Source organism: Microbacterium terregens (genome assembly GCF_039534975.1).
Taxonomy (GTDB): Bacteria; Actinomycetota; Actinomycetes; order Actinomycetales; family Microbacteriaceae; genus Microbacterium; species Microbacterium terregens.
In genome coordinates this window covers 772,079-785,237 of record NZ_BAAAWH010000001.1, presented here as the reverse complement: position 1 = coordinate 785,237, position 13,159 = coordinate 772,079, and the positions used below count along the sequence as shown (strand labels likewise).

The 13,159-nt window shown below is 70.8% G+C and carries 12 protein-coding genes; 7 read left to right on the top strand and 5 right to left on the bottom strand.

Features of this window, described 5'->3' with window-relative positions:
• Window positions 1-180 precede the first annotated feature (180 nt).
• Together ABD655_RS03630 and ABD655_RS03625 are read left to right on the top strand one after the other, a co-directional pair.
• Window positions 181-1,632 carry a DUF6421 family protein gene (locus tag ABD655_RS03630; protein WP_344711680.1) on the top strand — a complete coding sequence of 484 codons (1,452 nt, stop codon included), beginning with the start codon at window positions 181-183 and terminating at the stop codon, window positions 1,630-1,632.
• The gene (locus ABD655_RS03625; protein ID WP_344711679.1) at window positions 1,625-2,299 is read left to right on the top strand and encodes an SDR family NAD(P)-dependent oxidoreductase; all 675 of its coding nucleotides are present in this window, start codon (window positions 1,625-1,627) and stop codon (window positions 2,297-2,299) included. The genes ABD655_RS03630 and ABD655_RS03625 overlap by 8 nt, the downstream gene beginning before the upstream one ends.
• A gap of 149 nt (window positions 2,300-2,448) precedes the next feature.
• Here ABD655_RS03625 and ABD655_RS03620 read toward each other — a convergent pair whose 3' ends face one another.
• Window positions 2,449-3,771, bottom strand: a complete 1,323-nt coding sequence (locus ABD655_RS03620) for an MFS transporter (protein WP_344715657.1) — start codon at window positions 3,769-3,771, stop codon at window positions 2,449-2,451.
• 638 nt (window positions 3,772-4,409) lie between these two features.
• On the opposite strand from ABD655_RS03620, the gene ABD655_RS03615 reads away from it, so the two are divergent.
• Window positions 4,410-5,474, top strand: a complete 1,065-nt coding sequence (locus tag ABD655_RS03615; protein WP_344711678.1) for a threonine aldolase family protein — start codon at window positions 4,410-4,412, stop codon at window positions 5,472-5,474.
• Between the two features lie 117 nt (window positions 5,475-5,591).
• The gene (locus tag ABD655_RS03610) at window positions 5,592-6,329 is read left to right on the top strand and encodes an SDR family NAD(P)-dependent oxidoreductase (protein ID WP_344711677.1); all 738 of its coding nucleotides are present in this window, start codon (window positions 5,592-5,594) and stop codon (window positions 6,327-6,329) included.
• Between the two features lie 102 nt (window positions 6,330-6,431).
• On the opposite strand, the gene ABD655_RS03605 is transcribed toward ABD655_RS03610, so the two are convergent.
• From ABD655_RS03605 to ABD655_RS03590, 4 genes are all read right to left on the bottom strand, one after another.
• The gene (locus ABD655_RS03605) at window positions 6,432-7,313 is read right to left on the bottom strand and encodes an ABC transporter permease (protein ID WP_344711676.1); all 882 of its coding nucleotides are present in this window, start codon (window positions 7,311-7,313) and stop codon (window positions 6,432-6,434) included.
• The gene (locus ABD655_RS03600; RefSeq protein ID WP_344711675.1) at window positions 7,300-8,268 is read right to left on the bottom strand and encodes an ABC transporter ATP-binding protein; all 969 of its coding nucleotides are present in this window, start codon (window positions 8,266-8,268) and stop codon (window positions 7,300-7,302) included. The genes ABD655_RS03605 and ABD655_RS03600 overlap by 14 nt, the downstream gene beginning before the upstream one ends.
• Window positions 8,269-8,272: 4 nt before the next feature.
• On the bottom strand, window positions 8,273-9,397 hold the full coding sequence (locus ABD655_RS03595) for a LolA family protein (protein WP_344711674.1): 1,125 nt from the start codon (window positions 9,395-9,397) through the stop codon (window positions 8,273-8,275).
• Window positions 9,398-9,462: 65 nt separating this feature from the next.
• A complete protein-coding gene (locus ABD655_RS03590; protein ID WP_344711673.1) occupies window positions 9,463-10,125 on the bottom strand; it encodes an NUDIX hydrolase family protein in 663 nt (220 codons plus the stop codon).
• A 65-nt stretch (window positions 10,126-10,190) separates the two neighbouring features.
• Between ABD655_RS03590 and ABD655_RS03585 the strand changes: the two genes are divergently transcribed.
• The 3 genes from ABD655_RS03585 (at window position 10,191) to ABD655_RS03575 (ending at window position 13,152) form a co-directional block, all read left to right on the top strand.
• Complete coding sequence (locus tag ABD655_RS03585) at window positions 10,191-10,859, top strand: alpha/beta hydrolase (RefSeq protein WP_344711672.1); 669 nt, start codon at window positions 10,191-10,193, stop codon at window positions 10,857-10,859.
• Between the two features lie 282 nt (window positions 10,860-11,141).
• The gene (locus ABD655_RS03580; RefSeq protein ID WP_344711671.1) at window positions 11,142-12,761 is read left to right on the top strand and encodes an ABC-F family ATP-binding cassette domain-containing protein; all 1,620 of its coding nucleotides are present in this window, start codon (window positions 11,142-11,144) and stop codon (window positions 12,759-12,761) included.
• Window positions 12,762-12,969: 208 nt separating this feature from the next.
• The gene (locus ABD655_RS03575) at window positions 12,970-13,152 is read left to right on the top strand and encodes a PspC domain-containing protein (protein WP_344711670.1); all 183 of its coding nucleotides are present in this window, start codon (window positions 12,970-12,972) and stop codon (window positions 13,150-13,152) included.
• Window positions 13,153-13,159 lie beyond the last annotated feature (7 nt).

The window sequence follows — 13,159 nt, the reverse complement described above, 5'->3', positions numbered from 1 at the left end:
CTCGCCAGCCGGGACATGCACTCTCGCCAGCCGGGACATGCACTCTCGCGAGCTGGGACATGCACTCTCGCGAGCTGGGACATGCACGCTCGCGAGCGGCGGGGGCGGCACGGGTACGATTTACCGAAACCACCCACCGCCGCGCGCGCGGCCCGACCTCGCAGATCGGAGGTTCCCCACATGTCCAGCACGATGCACACCACCCCCGGTGCACAGAAGGCGATCATCGGCGAGCCCGAGGTCGTCGAGGACACCCGCGCCCTGGCCCGCGACGTCGAGAGCTCGCCCGCGTGGCTGAGCCTCAAGGCGTCGGCCACGGCGCTCCAGTCCATGCAGGCCCAGGACGGTTCGGTTCCGGATGCCGCGGACCACGCCGCCGCCAGGCAGCACGTCGCCGCGATCGTCGCCGCGATCGGTGACCTCAGCCCTCGCTTCCCGCATGATGCCGCGTACTTGCGGACATCCGTGACGGATTTCGAGCGCTGGGCCGAGGGGGACTTCGGCGTACCCGACTTCTTCGACTCGCTGGTCGCGTTCCAGCCGCAGGAGCGGCGCGTGGACGGCATCCGTCACCTCGTCGTGTTCCCGATGTACACGCAGAACGGGTCGTCCAACCGGTACGTCGAGGCGCTGATCGTCGAGGTGATCTGGCCCGAGTTCATCGCGCAACTCGAGACCGAGTACGCCAACCGGCTGTTCGTCTCGCTGCGGCTCGTGGACTTCACACCGGGGTACGACACGAACTCGGCCGTCCTGTTTCCCGAGACCGTCGCCATGCGCGAGATCCCGGCGTTCACGTGGGGCGCGATCTTCCAGGACCGCGAGGCGGCGCGCTACCGGCGCGTCGTGCACGCGGCATCCGCCATCACGAAGCTCGACCTGCCCGCTGAGGCGGAGCGGATGCTGGAGGACCAGGCCCTCGCGGAGAAGACGTTCGTGATGTGGGACATCATCCACGACCGCACGCACATGCGCGGCGACCTGCCCTTCGATCCCTTCATGATCAAGCAGCGGATGCCGTACTTCCTGTACTCGCTCGAAGAGCTGCGCTGCGACCTCACGGCCTTCCGCGAGGTCGTGGCGATCCAGAAGCGCCTGAGCGAGAGGGTCGAGTCGGGCGCGACGCTCTCGAACGCGGAGTCCGAGATGCTCGAGCACGCGCGCCTCGTGCAGTACGCCGTGATCTTCGACCGGATCTTCCGATTCGCGATCACCGGCACGCGCGTGCGCAACTACGACGCGGTGGGCGGACAGCTGCTGTTCGCCTGGCTGCACCAGCGCGGCGTCCTGCACTGGACGGACACCTCGCTCGCCTTCGACTGGGCCGACGTGCCGGCGGCGGTCGTGGCGCTCGGCGACGCGATCGACGAGCTGTACTGGCGCTCGATCGACCGGCCGAAGACCGCGCACTGGCTGGCCGCATACGAACTCGTGCGGGGCACGCTCACACCGAACCCGGCGTCGCGCTGGGCGCGCGGCCTGCCCGACGACGTCCTCGCCGGCCCGCCGAAGGGGTACACCGACGCGGTGCTGGACGACGAGTTCCCGCTGTCGATGTTCTTCGAAGCGCTGGAGAAGAAGATGCGCCCGGTGATCGAGTCCACGGCCGGCATCCGCGCAGACGATGCCTGACATCGCGAACCGTCTGGTGCTGGTCGCAGGAGCGACCAGCACCAGCGGGCTGACCTGCGCGCGCGCCCTGACTGCGGCCGGAGCGCGGGTCGTGGCGGTCGGGCGGGATGCCGGAAAGCTCGACGCGCTCGCCGCAGAGGTCCCCGGCATCTCGGTGCGCGCCTGCGACCTCACCGACGAGTCGGCGGTGCAGGACCTGGCCCAGCAGGTGCACGACTCCGATGGCCGGGTGGACGGCATCGTGCACCTGGTCGGGGGCTGGCGCGGGGGCGGCGGACTGGCCGGCCAGAGCGACGAGGACTACCGATTCCTCGAGCGCTCGTTCACGGCTCTGCGGCACGTCAGTCGCGCTTTCGACTCCGATCTGCGTGCGTCGCCGGCCGGTCGCCTCGCGATCGTGTCCTCGACCTCGGTCACCCGGCCCCTCGCGGGCGGGGCGAACTACGCCGCCGTCAAGGCCGCGAGTGAGGCCTGGACCCGTGCCGTCGCGCAGGGCTTCGGCAAGAGCGCGAGGGATGCCGGCGCCGAGCTGTCCGCGGCGGCCGTGATCTTCCGCGTGAAGACCCTGGCGGGGCTGGAGGACGCGCTCGCCGCGCGCGTGGTGGGCCTGTGGGACGCCGACGCGGCATCCCTCAACGACACCGTCGTCACCCTCGGCGACGACTGAGGCGCGGCGCACCATCGAGCTCCGGGCCCCCGGCGCGATCAGGCGACCGGGTCGGCTTCGAGCGAGCCGACACGATCAGGCGACCTGGTCGGCTTCGAGCGAGCCGACACGATCAGGCGACCGGATCGGCTACGAGCGGGCCGACACGATCAGGCGACCGGGTCGGCATCGAGCGGGTCCGGAGCGCGCTCGTACTCCTTCGACAGCGTCCGGTAGCTGCGCGTGGTGAACGCGAGCAGCGCCACGACGACCATGATGAGACCGCTGACGAGGAACACGAGCGCGATGCCCCGCGCCTCGCCGTCGCCGAGGAGCCACCCCCACGCCTGCTGACCGGCATCCGAATCCATGTACGGGATGATCCAGAACTGCGCGATCGGTGCGATGAGGAACGCCGTGATCGGCGCGGCGGCCGACTCGAACGCCGCCGCGAAGCCGAAGACCCGCCCCTGCGTGCGGAACGGCACGACTTTCTGGATGACGGTCTGCTCCGACGCCTCGACGGCGGGCACCAGCGCCATGTAGACCCAGATGCCCGCGGCGTACAGCCACCACCAGTCGCGGATCGTGAAGAGCGCGCCCAGTACCCCCATGGCCACGACGACGAGCAGCATCGTGCGGATCGGGTTGCGGCCGAGTCCGCGCGCGGCGATCACGATGCCGCCGATGATGAACCCCGTCGAGGCGACCCCGAGCACCACACCCCACCACTCGACGGGGAACAGCGTCAGTCCGTAGGGGTCCATCAGCGCCATGTAGACACCGCCGATGAGGTTGTTGAACGTGGCGAAGATGATCAGCGCGAACAGGCCCGGAGCCGACCGGATCGCGCGGATGCTGCCGCGCACGTCCACGACCGGCTGGCGTTCGCCCTCACGGACGGGTCTGTCTTCGGGGATCCGCAGGAATGCGACGTGAAGCAGCGCCAGCAGCGTGAAGGCTATCGCGATGACGAGTGTCCAGCCCATGCCGAGCAGACCGATCGCCAGCCCGCTGAACACGCTCGTGACGGTGAACGCGATCCCCTGCACGGTGCCGACCATGCCGTTGGCGTTCGCGTGCCGCTCTACGGGGACCAGCAGCGTGACGGTCGTGGACAGCGCGATGTTGCGCATGTTCTCGATGACCCCACCGAACAGGATGATGCCGGAGAACAGCCAGAACCACGGCCCGCCGATGTCCAGGAGCGCGGACTCGGGCTGGGCGAGGTAGAGCGCGCCCGCGACGAGGAACGACGCCAGCGTGATCAGGCTCGAGAGCACCATCACCACGTGCTTGCGGTAGCGATCGACGATCGTGCCGAACACCATCGAGAAGATCGCGACGAACAGCATGTACGCACCGCCGATGATGCCGGTCGCCAGCACCGACTGCGTCTCGATGTAGACCCAGAAGGTGAGGGCGAACCACAGAAAGCTCGTGGTGATGTTCGCGATCGCCGTATTGACCAGCACTTGGACGAACGTGCGCATGCCGCCGGGCGGCGGGGCCGGCGCGTGGTGCGCAGGTGACTGCTCCGCGGTCCCGTTCTGTGCGGCCGCCATAGCGCCCGAGTCGCCTGGGGAGGTCATTTCGCGAGGATACCCACGGCTCCCGACATCCGGAACCCCGCATCCGCTCGCGGAGCCCGTCGGGCTCCGCAGCCACAAGTTGCGGCATCCCGCACCAACGCGCCCGCAGAACGTGACTGCGGATCGGCTGGGTCGCGCAGCCCCATCGCGCTCCGCAGTCACAAGTCGCGGCATCCCGCACCAACGCGCCCGCAGAACCTGACTGCGGAGCGCCCGGGCTGCGCAGCCCCGTCGCGCTCCGCAGCCACAAGTTGCGGTATCCCACGCCAACGCACGCGCAGAACCTGACTGCGGAGCACGGGGCTGCGCAGGCCCGTCGCGCTCCGCAGCCACAAGTTGCGGCATCCCGCCCCAACGCGCCCGCAGAACCTGACGGCGGAGCGCCCGGCTCGCGCAACCCCTCGGCTTCCGCAGCCACAAGTTGCGGCATCCCACACCAACGCGCGCGCAGAAAGGGACTGGGGAACACCGGGCACGGCCCCGCGCGGGACGCAGCGCGCGCCCGGGAGAGGGACACCCGGCGGCCGTAGGCTTGAGGCGTGACTCCGCTTCATGACACCGCCCTGCGCGGCTTCGCGTCCGACAACTACTCCGGCATCCACCCCGAGGTGCTCGCCGCCATCGTGGTCGCGAACGACGGCCATCAGGTCGCCTACGGCGAGGACGACTACACCGCGCGGCTGCAGGAGGTCTTCGCCCACCACTTCGGCGACGGCGTCGAGGCGTTCCCCGTGTTCAACGGCACCGGCGCGAACGTCGTCGGCCTCCAGTCGATGCTCCCCCGCTGGGGCGCGGTGATCGCGGCGTCCACCGCCCACATCAACGTGGACGAGGGGGGTGCGCCGGAGCGCGTCGCCGGCATCAAGCTCCTCACCGTGCCGACCGACGACGGCAAGCTCACGCCCGAGCTCATCGACCGCGAGGCCTGGGGGTGGGGCGACGAGCACCGCGCTCAGCCGCTCGTGGTCTCGGTGGCCCAATCCACCGAGCTCGGCACGGTGTATTCCGTCGACGAGCTGCGGGCGATCGCCGATCACACGCACGCGCTCGGGATGAAGCTGCACATGGACGGCGCCCGCGTCTCCAACGCCGCAGCCTCGCTCGGACTGCCGCTGCGCGCCTTCACGCGGGACATCGGGGTGGATGTCCTCAGCTTCGGCGGCACGAAGAACGGCGCGATGCTGGGCGAGGCGATCGTCGTCCTCGATCCCGAGGCCTCGACCGGCCTGACCTTCCTGCGCAAGCTGAACATGCAGCTCTCATCGAAGATGCGCTTCGTCTCGGCGCAGCTCATCGCACTGCTGGAGGGCGACCTGTGGCTGCGCAACGCATCCCACTCGAACGCCATGGCGGCGCGCCTGCGGGCCACCGTCGAGGCGGGCCTGGCCGACGGATCCCTTCGTGGCGTGGCATTCACTCAGCCGACCCAGGCCAACGGCGTGTTCGCGACGCTCCCCGCCGGTGTGGCCGACCGGCTGCGCGAGGCGTTCCGCTTCTACGACTGGGATGCCGCGAAGAACGAAGTCCGCTGGATGTGCTCCTTCGACACCAGCGAAGCCGACGTGGACGCCTTCGCCGCAGAGCTCGCCCGCCTCGTCGCCTAGACACAGAGCGGCATCCTCATATCTATTCACCGGAATATAACTCGCGCATTCGGGTTGTAACCGGTACGCCCCCAGCACATTCTGGGAGGGCGGAAGACGAAGAGGAAGAGGAAGATCATGGCTCGGTTCGATGACCGTGTCGCCCTGGTGACGGGCGGCGCAAGCGGTATTGGCAAGGCGACGGCACTCCGGATCGCTTCGGAAGGCGGCGCGGTCGTGATCGCGGACGTGCAGGACGACGCCGGCGCGGCCGTCGTGGCCGAGATCGAGGCCTCCGGAGCGAAGGCCGCCTTCGTGCACCTCGACGTGACCAGCGAGCAGGGCTGGGCCGACGCGGTCGCCGCGACCGTGCAGAAGTTCGGCGGACTCGACGTGCTGGTCAACAACGCCGGCATCGGCGACACCGAGCCGCTCGAAGTGACCACCCTCGCCACGTGGGACAAGGTCGTCGCCGTGACGCAGACCAGCGTCTTCCTGGGCATGAAGGCCGCCGCCGATGCGCTCAAGGCGAGCGGCAACGGATCCGTCGTCAACATCAGCTCGATGTACGGCATCGTCGGCTCGGGCGTCAGCCCCGCCTACCACGCCGCCAAGGGCGCCGTCCGGCTGCTCACCAAGACGACAGCGCTGGGCTGGGCGAAGGAGGGTGTGCGCGTCAACTCCGTGCACCCCGGCTTCGTCGACACCCCGATCCTGGGTGAGACCGACCGCGACATGCTCATCGCCGGCACCCCGATGGGTCGGCTGGGCCGCCCCGAGGAGATGGCGGCGCTCATCGCGTTCGTCGCGAGCGACGACGCGAGCTTCGCGACCGGCGCCGAGTTCGTCGCCGACGGCGGCGTCACCGCCGGCTGACACCAGGCATCCCCGCAGCCCCGAGAGCGGGTCGCTCATCGACGCGGCGGGACCGGAAGGTCCCGCCGCGTCGTCGTTCCCGCCACGCACAGCCGGCGGCCGCTAGGACAGGACGTCCTTCGTGACGAACCGTGCGATCGCCGCGCCACCGAAGACCAGCACGTATCCCGCCTGAAGCACGGCGTTCCCGGCGAAGGAGTCCCAGACCATCGGCGAGCGCAGCAGATCGGCGAACTCCAGCCAGCGATCCGTGAACAGCCAGGGATGCAGCGCCTCCAGCTGCGGGATCGCTCCGACGATCTGCGCGGTGACCGCCAGGATCGCTGTCGCCGCCATGGCTCCGATGGGCACGGTGGTCAGCGTCGAGAAGAAGAGTCCGATCGCCGACAGTCCGAGGAGCGAGACGGACACGTAGGCGGCGATCGCGAGCAGCCGGATCAGCCCTTCGCCGACCGAGACCTGCGCTCCCGACAGCAGCGTCACCGGTCCGACCGGAAACAGCGCCCAGCCCGCGAGTGACCCGACCACCACGACCGTGAGCGTGCCGGCGATACAGAACGCCGCCGCGAAGAGGTACTTCACGACCAGCAGCCGTACCCGCCCGGCCGGCGCCAGCAGAAGGTACCGGAGCGTTCCGTGACCGGCCTCGCCGGCGATCGCGTCGCCGGACGCGACGCTCACCGTGAGCGGGAGGAACAGCGGGATGGCGACCGTCATCGCCGCCAGCCCCACGAACAGGCCGTTGCCGGCGATCTGATCGAGGAAGGCGGGACCGCGTCCCGGGTTCGAGCCGCCCACCAGCCGGATGGCGATCGCGATCAGAATGGGGATCAGCGCGAGCGCCCCGAGCATCGCCCACGTCCGCCGGCGTCGGAACTGCGTGGCCATCTCATTCCCCAGCAGCTGCACCGTGCCGCCTGCCGGGCGTCCGCCCCGGACGCCACGCCCGTCCGCCGTGGAGGCGGCACGCTCACGCGAGGACATCGAACCCCTCGCCGGTCAGTTCGACGAACCGCTGCTCGAGACTCGCGCCGACGACCTCGAAGCCGCGCACCCGCACGCCCGCGGCCACGAGCGCCCGGACGATCGCCTCGGGCTCGACGTCGTCGGGCATCGCGGCGGACACCTGATCCAGATCGGATGCCGCGCCCTGCGCGTCCGCCTGGACACCCAGGTCCGCGAGCACGCCGCGCGCGAGCGGAAGGTCGGGCGTGCGGACGCGGACGCGACCCCGCCCACCCGAACGTCGGAAACCCTCGAGCGTGCCCTGGGCCACCAGGCGCCCCGCGCTCATGACCCCGACGTGCGTGCAGAGCTGCTCGACCTCGGCGAGGAGGTGGCTGGAGACGAAGACGGTGGTGCCGTCCGCCGCGAACGAGCGGATGAGCGCCCGCACCTCGCGGGTGCCCTGCGGGTCGAGGCCGTTCGTCGGCTCGTCCAAGACGAGCAGCTCCCGCGGCATGAGCAGGGCGTTGGCCAGACCGAGCCGCTGCTTCATGCCCAGCGAGTACGCGTGGGCCTTCTTTCCCGCCGCGTGCGAGAGCCCCACCCGATCCAGCGCTGCGGCCACCCGCGCCTGCCGAGTGCGCGGAGACGAGTGCCGGTCGGCCGCGTCGAAGCGCCGCAGATTCTGCTCGCCGGTGAGGAACGGTGAGAAGGCCGGTCCTTCCACGAGCGCACCCACCCGCGGGAGGACCGCATCCAGCGCCTGCGGCATCGGCGAACCCAGCACCTGCGCTGCACCGCTGGTCGCCCGCAGCAGTCCGAGCAGCATCCGGATCGTGGTGGTCTTTCCTGAGCCGTTCGGCCCCAGGAAGCCGAAGACGGCCCCTCGCGGGACGGCAAGATCGACCGCGTCGACCGCCGTCTGCGCGCCGAAGCGCTTGGTGAGGCCGGACGTCTCGACGGCCAGCTCGGCGGCGGGATCCGCGCGCGTCACCGGGTCAACGGCCAGTCTGTGCGGCCTCGACCAGGCGAGACGCCGGAACAGCGCCTGCCAGCATCCGCCCGTCGTCGGTGATGAGCACGCTCACCAGCGAGGTCTGCAGCACCCTTCCGCCGTCGACGGCGGTGGTGACCGCCTCGAGCAGGGCACGCTGTTCCGCGTCGAGCTCAGCGGTGCCGTTCGATCCCGGCAGCTGGACCACCGCGGACCAGCCCTTCCCGGAGACGATCGGCGCGTCCGGGTTCGCGCGCGACGCCGAGTCCTCGGGTGCGGGCAGCGGCAGCTCCTCGTCCACGACGGCGATGCCCTCGCCCGGAGTGAAATCGAACACCGACGGGTCGGGAGCGTCGAAGCTGACGCGCGTGAACGCGATCTCGAACGCCGGCTCGTCCGCCCCGCGCGCGGAGACCGAGGCAGCCAGCGCGACGCCGTTCTCACCGTCGATCGCGAATCGGACGTCGCCGACGAGCGTGTCCGCGGTGCGCGGGGTCAGAATGAGCTCGTACACGTCGCGACCGGCGACGCGTGCGTCGGTGCCGACGGTGACCTCGGTGGTCTCGTCCAGGCGGGCCAGAGCGTCATCGAGCATCCGGTCGGGCGTGGGTATCGCCGGGTCCGCGGAGGAGTCCTCGCGCCGGCTGTGCCCCTGCTCGAACTCAGCGCCGGCCGGGAGGGTGAAGCGCGTGGCTGTCTGGGTCTCGCTGTCGACATACCAGGCCTGTCCGGCCTCGCCGTCGACGTACACGTTGCGCTCGGCGAGCGGGTCGAGAACCTGCAGGCGGGCGCGCTCACCGTCGAGGTACACGTTCGCGGTGTGCGTGCCGGTGACCAGCGCGAGAAGGTCCGCGACGTCGGGTGCTGCCGGCCCCGTGTCGCCCGAGCCGGACGTGCCGGTCAGCGCATCGAGGTCGGGAAGCCCCAGCGCGGAGGTTTGAGCGATCGTGCCGCTGAGCGCGTCCACCTCGCTGGCGCCGGCGAATTCGATCAGCTCCGCAGGGCTCTTGTCCGGCAGATCGACCGCTCCGCTCGCTGCCATCGGAACGAGGATGACCGCACCTGCGACCAGCGGCACCGCCAGCGCGGCGGTCCACGCGAGCGCACGGGCGCGACCGGCGGGGCTCATGCGCCCCAGGCTACGCCGGTCGCGGCATCCCGTCCCCGGTCACAGAGAACACTCAGGATGCCGCCTCAGCGCAGCGCGCCGACACTGGCCAGACCCAGGCGGATGAGGGTCCCCCGGCCGCCCTCCATCTCGGCGGCGACAGCGTCCGATGCCGCCTCCCTCGGCGGCATCCAGGTCACCTCGAGCGCATCCTGGCGCGGCTCGCACGTGCCCGTGACCGGCACCATGAACGCGAGGGAGACCGCGTGCTGCCGGTCGTCGTGGAATGCCGAGATCCCCGGCATCGGAAAGTACTCCGCCACCGTGAACGGCACCGGCTGCGGCGGAAGCAGCGGGAACGCCATCGGTCCGAGGTCGTTCTCGAGGTGCCGGAACAGCGCGTCGCGCACGGTCTCGCCGTAGCGGACGCGTCCGCTGACGATCGTGCGCGTCATCTCACCCAGCGGGGTGGCGCGCAGCAGGATTCCGACCTCGGTGACCGCGCCGAGACCGTCCGTGCGCATCGGGATCGCCTCGACGTAGAGGATCGGAAGTCGGCGCCGCGCCTCGGCGAGCTCGATCTCGGACAGCCAGCCCGGGTTGGCCGCGCTGCTGGGTGTCGGGGAACCGAAGGACCCGTTTCCGAGCGAGCGCGGGTCCCCGCCGAAGCCCTGGCCCCGGAGCGGGTCGTCCACGCCACCCGCGTCGTCGCGGTCGTCAGGGTCGGGATCGGGGGTTCGGACTGCCATGTCTCCTGTATACCTCAGGCATCCCGTGCGCGCCGCACGTCGGCCGGGACTGGAATGATGGGCGCATGGCCGAGCACCCCGCCCTCGACGACTCCGTCGCCCTGTGGTCCGCCCCCGCTGCGGAGCGGGCGGGCAGACCGCTGCTGATCCTGTTGCACGGCTACGGCGCCGACGAGCACGACCTGTTCGGGCTCGTCCCGTACCTGCCGCCGCAGTTCGTCGTCGCGGCCCTGCGGGCGCCGCTCGCGCCGCCCTTCCCCGCTCCGGGCTACTCCTGGTACCCGATCGAGGGTCTGGACGGACGTGATGCCACTCATGTGACGGATGCCGCATCCCTCGTCGTCGACTGGATCGACGCGGTCTCGGCCGATTCGCCGGTCGGGCTGCTGGGCTTCTCGCAGGGCGCGGCGGTCGCGCTCCAGGCGATGCGGCTGCAGCCGGAACGCTTCGCTTTCGCGGTGAACCTCAGCGGTTACGCCACTCCGGGAGCGCTGCCCGGAGACGCAGCGCTCGCCATCCGCCGGCCGCCGGTGTTCTGGGGACGCGGGACCCACGACGACGTGATCCCGTCCTTCCTGGTCGAGCACACGGTGATGTGGCTTCCCGAGCACGCCGACCTCAGCGGACGCCTGTACCAGGGGCTGACCCACAGCGTCTCGGAGCCGGAGCTCGACGACGTGCGGATCTTCTTGGACAAGCAGCTCGAGCACATCGCGTCGGATTCGAAAACCTGAAAAACGGCGGATGCTGCGGCCGCGACATCCGCTATTCTGGTGGTCCTTGTTCCCCACGTGAGGATCCTCCGGTGAGACTGTTCGACCCTTCCGCGCCCGCATCCGCGCGCTGACCCGTCGACGCTCACCCTCCGGGGCTCCGCCCCCGTTGAGCATCGCCCGACGCCTCTGAGCGAGGCCGGGTGACCGGTGTCAGTGCTGTGACCGCTGGGGCTCCGCCCCAGATCCGCGGCCCGCTCACGCGTGGCCCTGAACTCCAGGCACAGACATCCGGGAGGCCTCATGCCTGCTCACACCCTCATCCCCTCGGTCCTGCTGGACCGTGTCACCTTCGCGTGGCCGGACGGCTCCGTCGCGCTCGCCGATGTCACCGGCGCGTTCGGTACGGGCCGCACCGGGCTGGTCGGCCGCAACGGCTCCGGCAAGTCCACCCTGCTCCGGCTGATCGCGGGCGAGCTCGCACCCACCGCGGGTGAGGTCGCGACCGCGTCGGAGGTCGCCTATCTGCCGCAGCGGCTGACGCTCGACGTGCGGCGATCCGTCGCAGAGCTGCTCGGCGTCGCCGAGACCCTCGCCGCGCTGCGCGCGATCGAGTCCGGGGACGCCGACCCGCGGCACTTCGACGCGGTCGGCGACGACTGGGACATCGAGGCCCGCGCCCACGCGGCGCTGGCCGAGGCCGGTCTGCAAACCGACATGCTCGACCGCCGCGTCGGCGAGCTGTCGGGCGGCGAGGCCGTGCTGACCGCGATCGCGGGCATCCGGCTGCGCGGTCCGTCGGTCGCGCTGCTCGACGAGCCCACCAACAACCTCGACCGCGATGCGCGGGCTCGGCTCGCCGACATGGTGCGCGGCTGGCGTGGCGCGCTCATCGTCGTGAGTCACGACCTCGCGCTGCTCGAGCTCATGGACGACACCGCCGAGCTGTACGAGAACCGGCTGTCGGTGTTCGGCGGACCGTACTCGCAGTGGCGGGAGCGATTGGATGCCGAGCAGGACGCGGCGCGCCAGGCTCAGCGCGCCGCGGCCCAGCTCGTCAAGCGGGAGAAGCGCGACCGGATCGAGGCGGAGGTGAAGATCGCGAAGCGAAGGGCGGTGGGTCACAAGGCGCAGGTCGAGAAGCGCGTCCCGGGGATCGTCGCGGGCGGGCGCAAGCGCGCCGCCGAGGTGTCGGCCGGGAAGATGCGCACCGAGATGCGCGATCGCGAGACCACAGCGCGCGCGACCCTGGATGCCGCGGAGCGGAACGTGCGGGAGGTCGACGCGATCCGCATCGACCTGCCCGACCCCGGTGTGCCGGCCGGCCGGCGCATCGCGACGATCGGCGACGGACGGCACTCGTGGGTCATCCAGGGCCCGGAGCGGGTGGCCCTGATCGGACCGAACGGCGTCGGCAAGACGACGCTCCTGGAGCGGCTCGTCGGTGGCTGGTCGACCGGCGCCGCGGCGGCGGGTGCCGCGGCGGGCGCGGCCGCAGACGCGCACACCGACCGGATCGGCTATCTGCCGCAGCGGGTCGACAGCTTGGATGACGCGGCGTCAGTGATCGAGAACGTGCGGAGTGCGGCATCCGCAGTGCCCGTCGGAGAACTGCGGAACCGGCTCGCGCGCTTCCGCATCCGGGGCGATGCGGTCGACCGGCCGGTCTCGACGCTGTCCGGCGGCGAGCGTTTCCGAGTGGCACTGGCTCGGCTGCTGCTGGCCGACCCGCCGCCCCAGCTGCTCGTGCTGGACGAACCCACCAACAACCTCGATCTGGACACGGTGGACCGCTTCGTCGAGGCGCTGTCGGCGTACCGCGGAGCGGTGCTGATCGTCAGTCACGACGACGCGTTCCTGGACCGGCTCGGCATCGATCTGCGCCTCGAGCTGAGCGCCGACGGGTCGATGACCGCGGCGTAGCCGGAGTGCGGCGCGGCATAGCCGGGGCACGGCGCGGCATAGCCGGGGCACGGCGCGGCACTTTCCTGCTCGCGCGCCACAGATCCGCGGCGCGCGAGCAGGTTTCCGCCGCTCATGCGCACACCGACCGGGTCTCCCCACCGTCGATGCCCGCGGGGCGTTGCGCAGGCCCTGGCGCGCGGCCGAGTCGGCCGTCAGGATGGTGGTCATGAACCGACTCGTCCGTCCTCACCAGGGTCGCCTGATCGCCGGCGTGTGCGCGGCGGTCGCGGATCGCTTCGGATGCAGCGTGCTGCCGGTCCGGATCCTCACGGTCGCCGCGACGGTGTTCTTCGGGCTGTCGATCTGGATCTACCTCGTGCTCTGGATCCTCATTCCGTCCGAGAGCTGACGAAGCG

Bases quoted from the DNA above. Each gene is read 5' to 3' on its own strand.
- ABD655_RS03590 (WP_344711673.1), bottom strand. From the start codon at position 10,125: ATGGCAGTCCGAACCCCCGATCCCGACCCTGACGACCGCGACGACGCG.
- ABD655_RS03575 (WP_344711670.1), top strand. From the start codon at position 12,970: ATGAACCGACTCGTCCGTCCTCACCAGGGTCGCCTGATCGCCGGCGTG.
- ABD655_RS03630 (WP_344711680.1), top strand. From the start codon at position 181: ATGTCCAGCACGATGCACACCACCCCCGGTGCACAGAAGGCGATCATC.
- ABD655_RS03585 (WP_344711672.1), top strand. From the start codon at position 10,191: ATGGCCGAGCACCCCGCCCTCGACGACTCCGTCGCCCTGTGGTCCGCC.
- ABD655_RS03605 (WP_344711676.1), bottom strand. From the start codon at position 7,313: ATGTCCTCGCGTGAGCGTGCCGCCTCCACGGCGGACGGGCGTGGCGTC.
- ABD655_RS03580 (WP_344711671.1), top strand. From the start codon at position 11,142: ATGCCTGCTCACACCCTCATCCCCTCGGTCCTGCTGGACCGTGTCACC.
- ABD655_RS03625 (WP_344711679.1), top strand. From the start codon at position 1,625: ATGCCTGACATCGCGAACCGTCTGGTGCTGGTCGCAGGAGCGACCAGC.
- ABD655_RS03610 (WP_344711677.1), top strand. From the start codon at position 5,592: ATGGCTCGGTTCGATGACCGTGTCGCCCTGGTGACGGGCGGCGCAAGC.
- ABD655_RS03595 (WP_344711674.1), bottom strand. From the start codon at position 9,397: ATGAGCCCCGCCGGTCGCGCCCGTGCGCTCGCGTGGACCGCCGCGCTG.
- ABD655_RS03620 (WP_344715657.1), bottom strand. From the start codon at position 3,771: ATGCGCACGTTCGTCCAAGTGCTGGTCAATACGGCGATCGCGAACATC.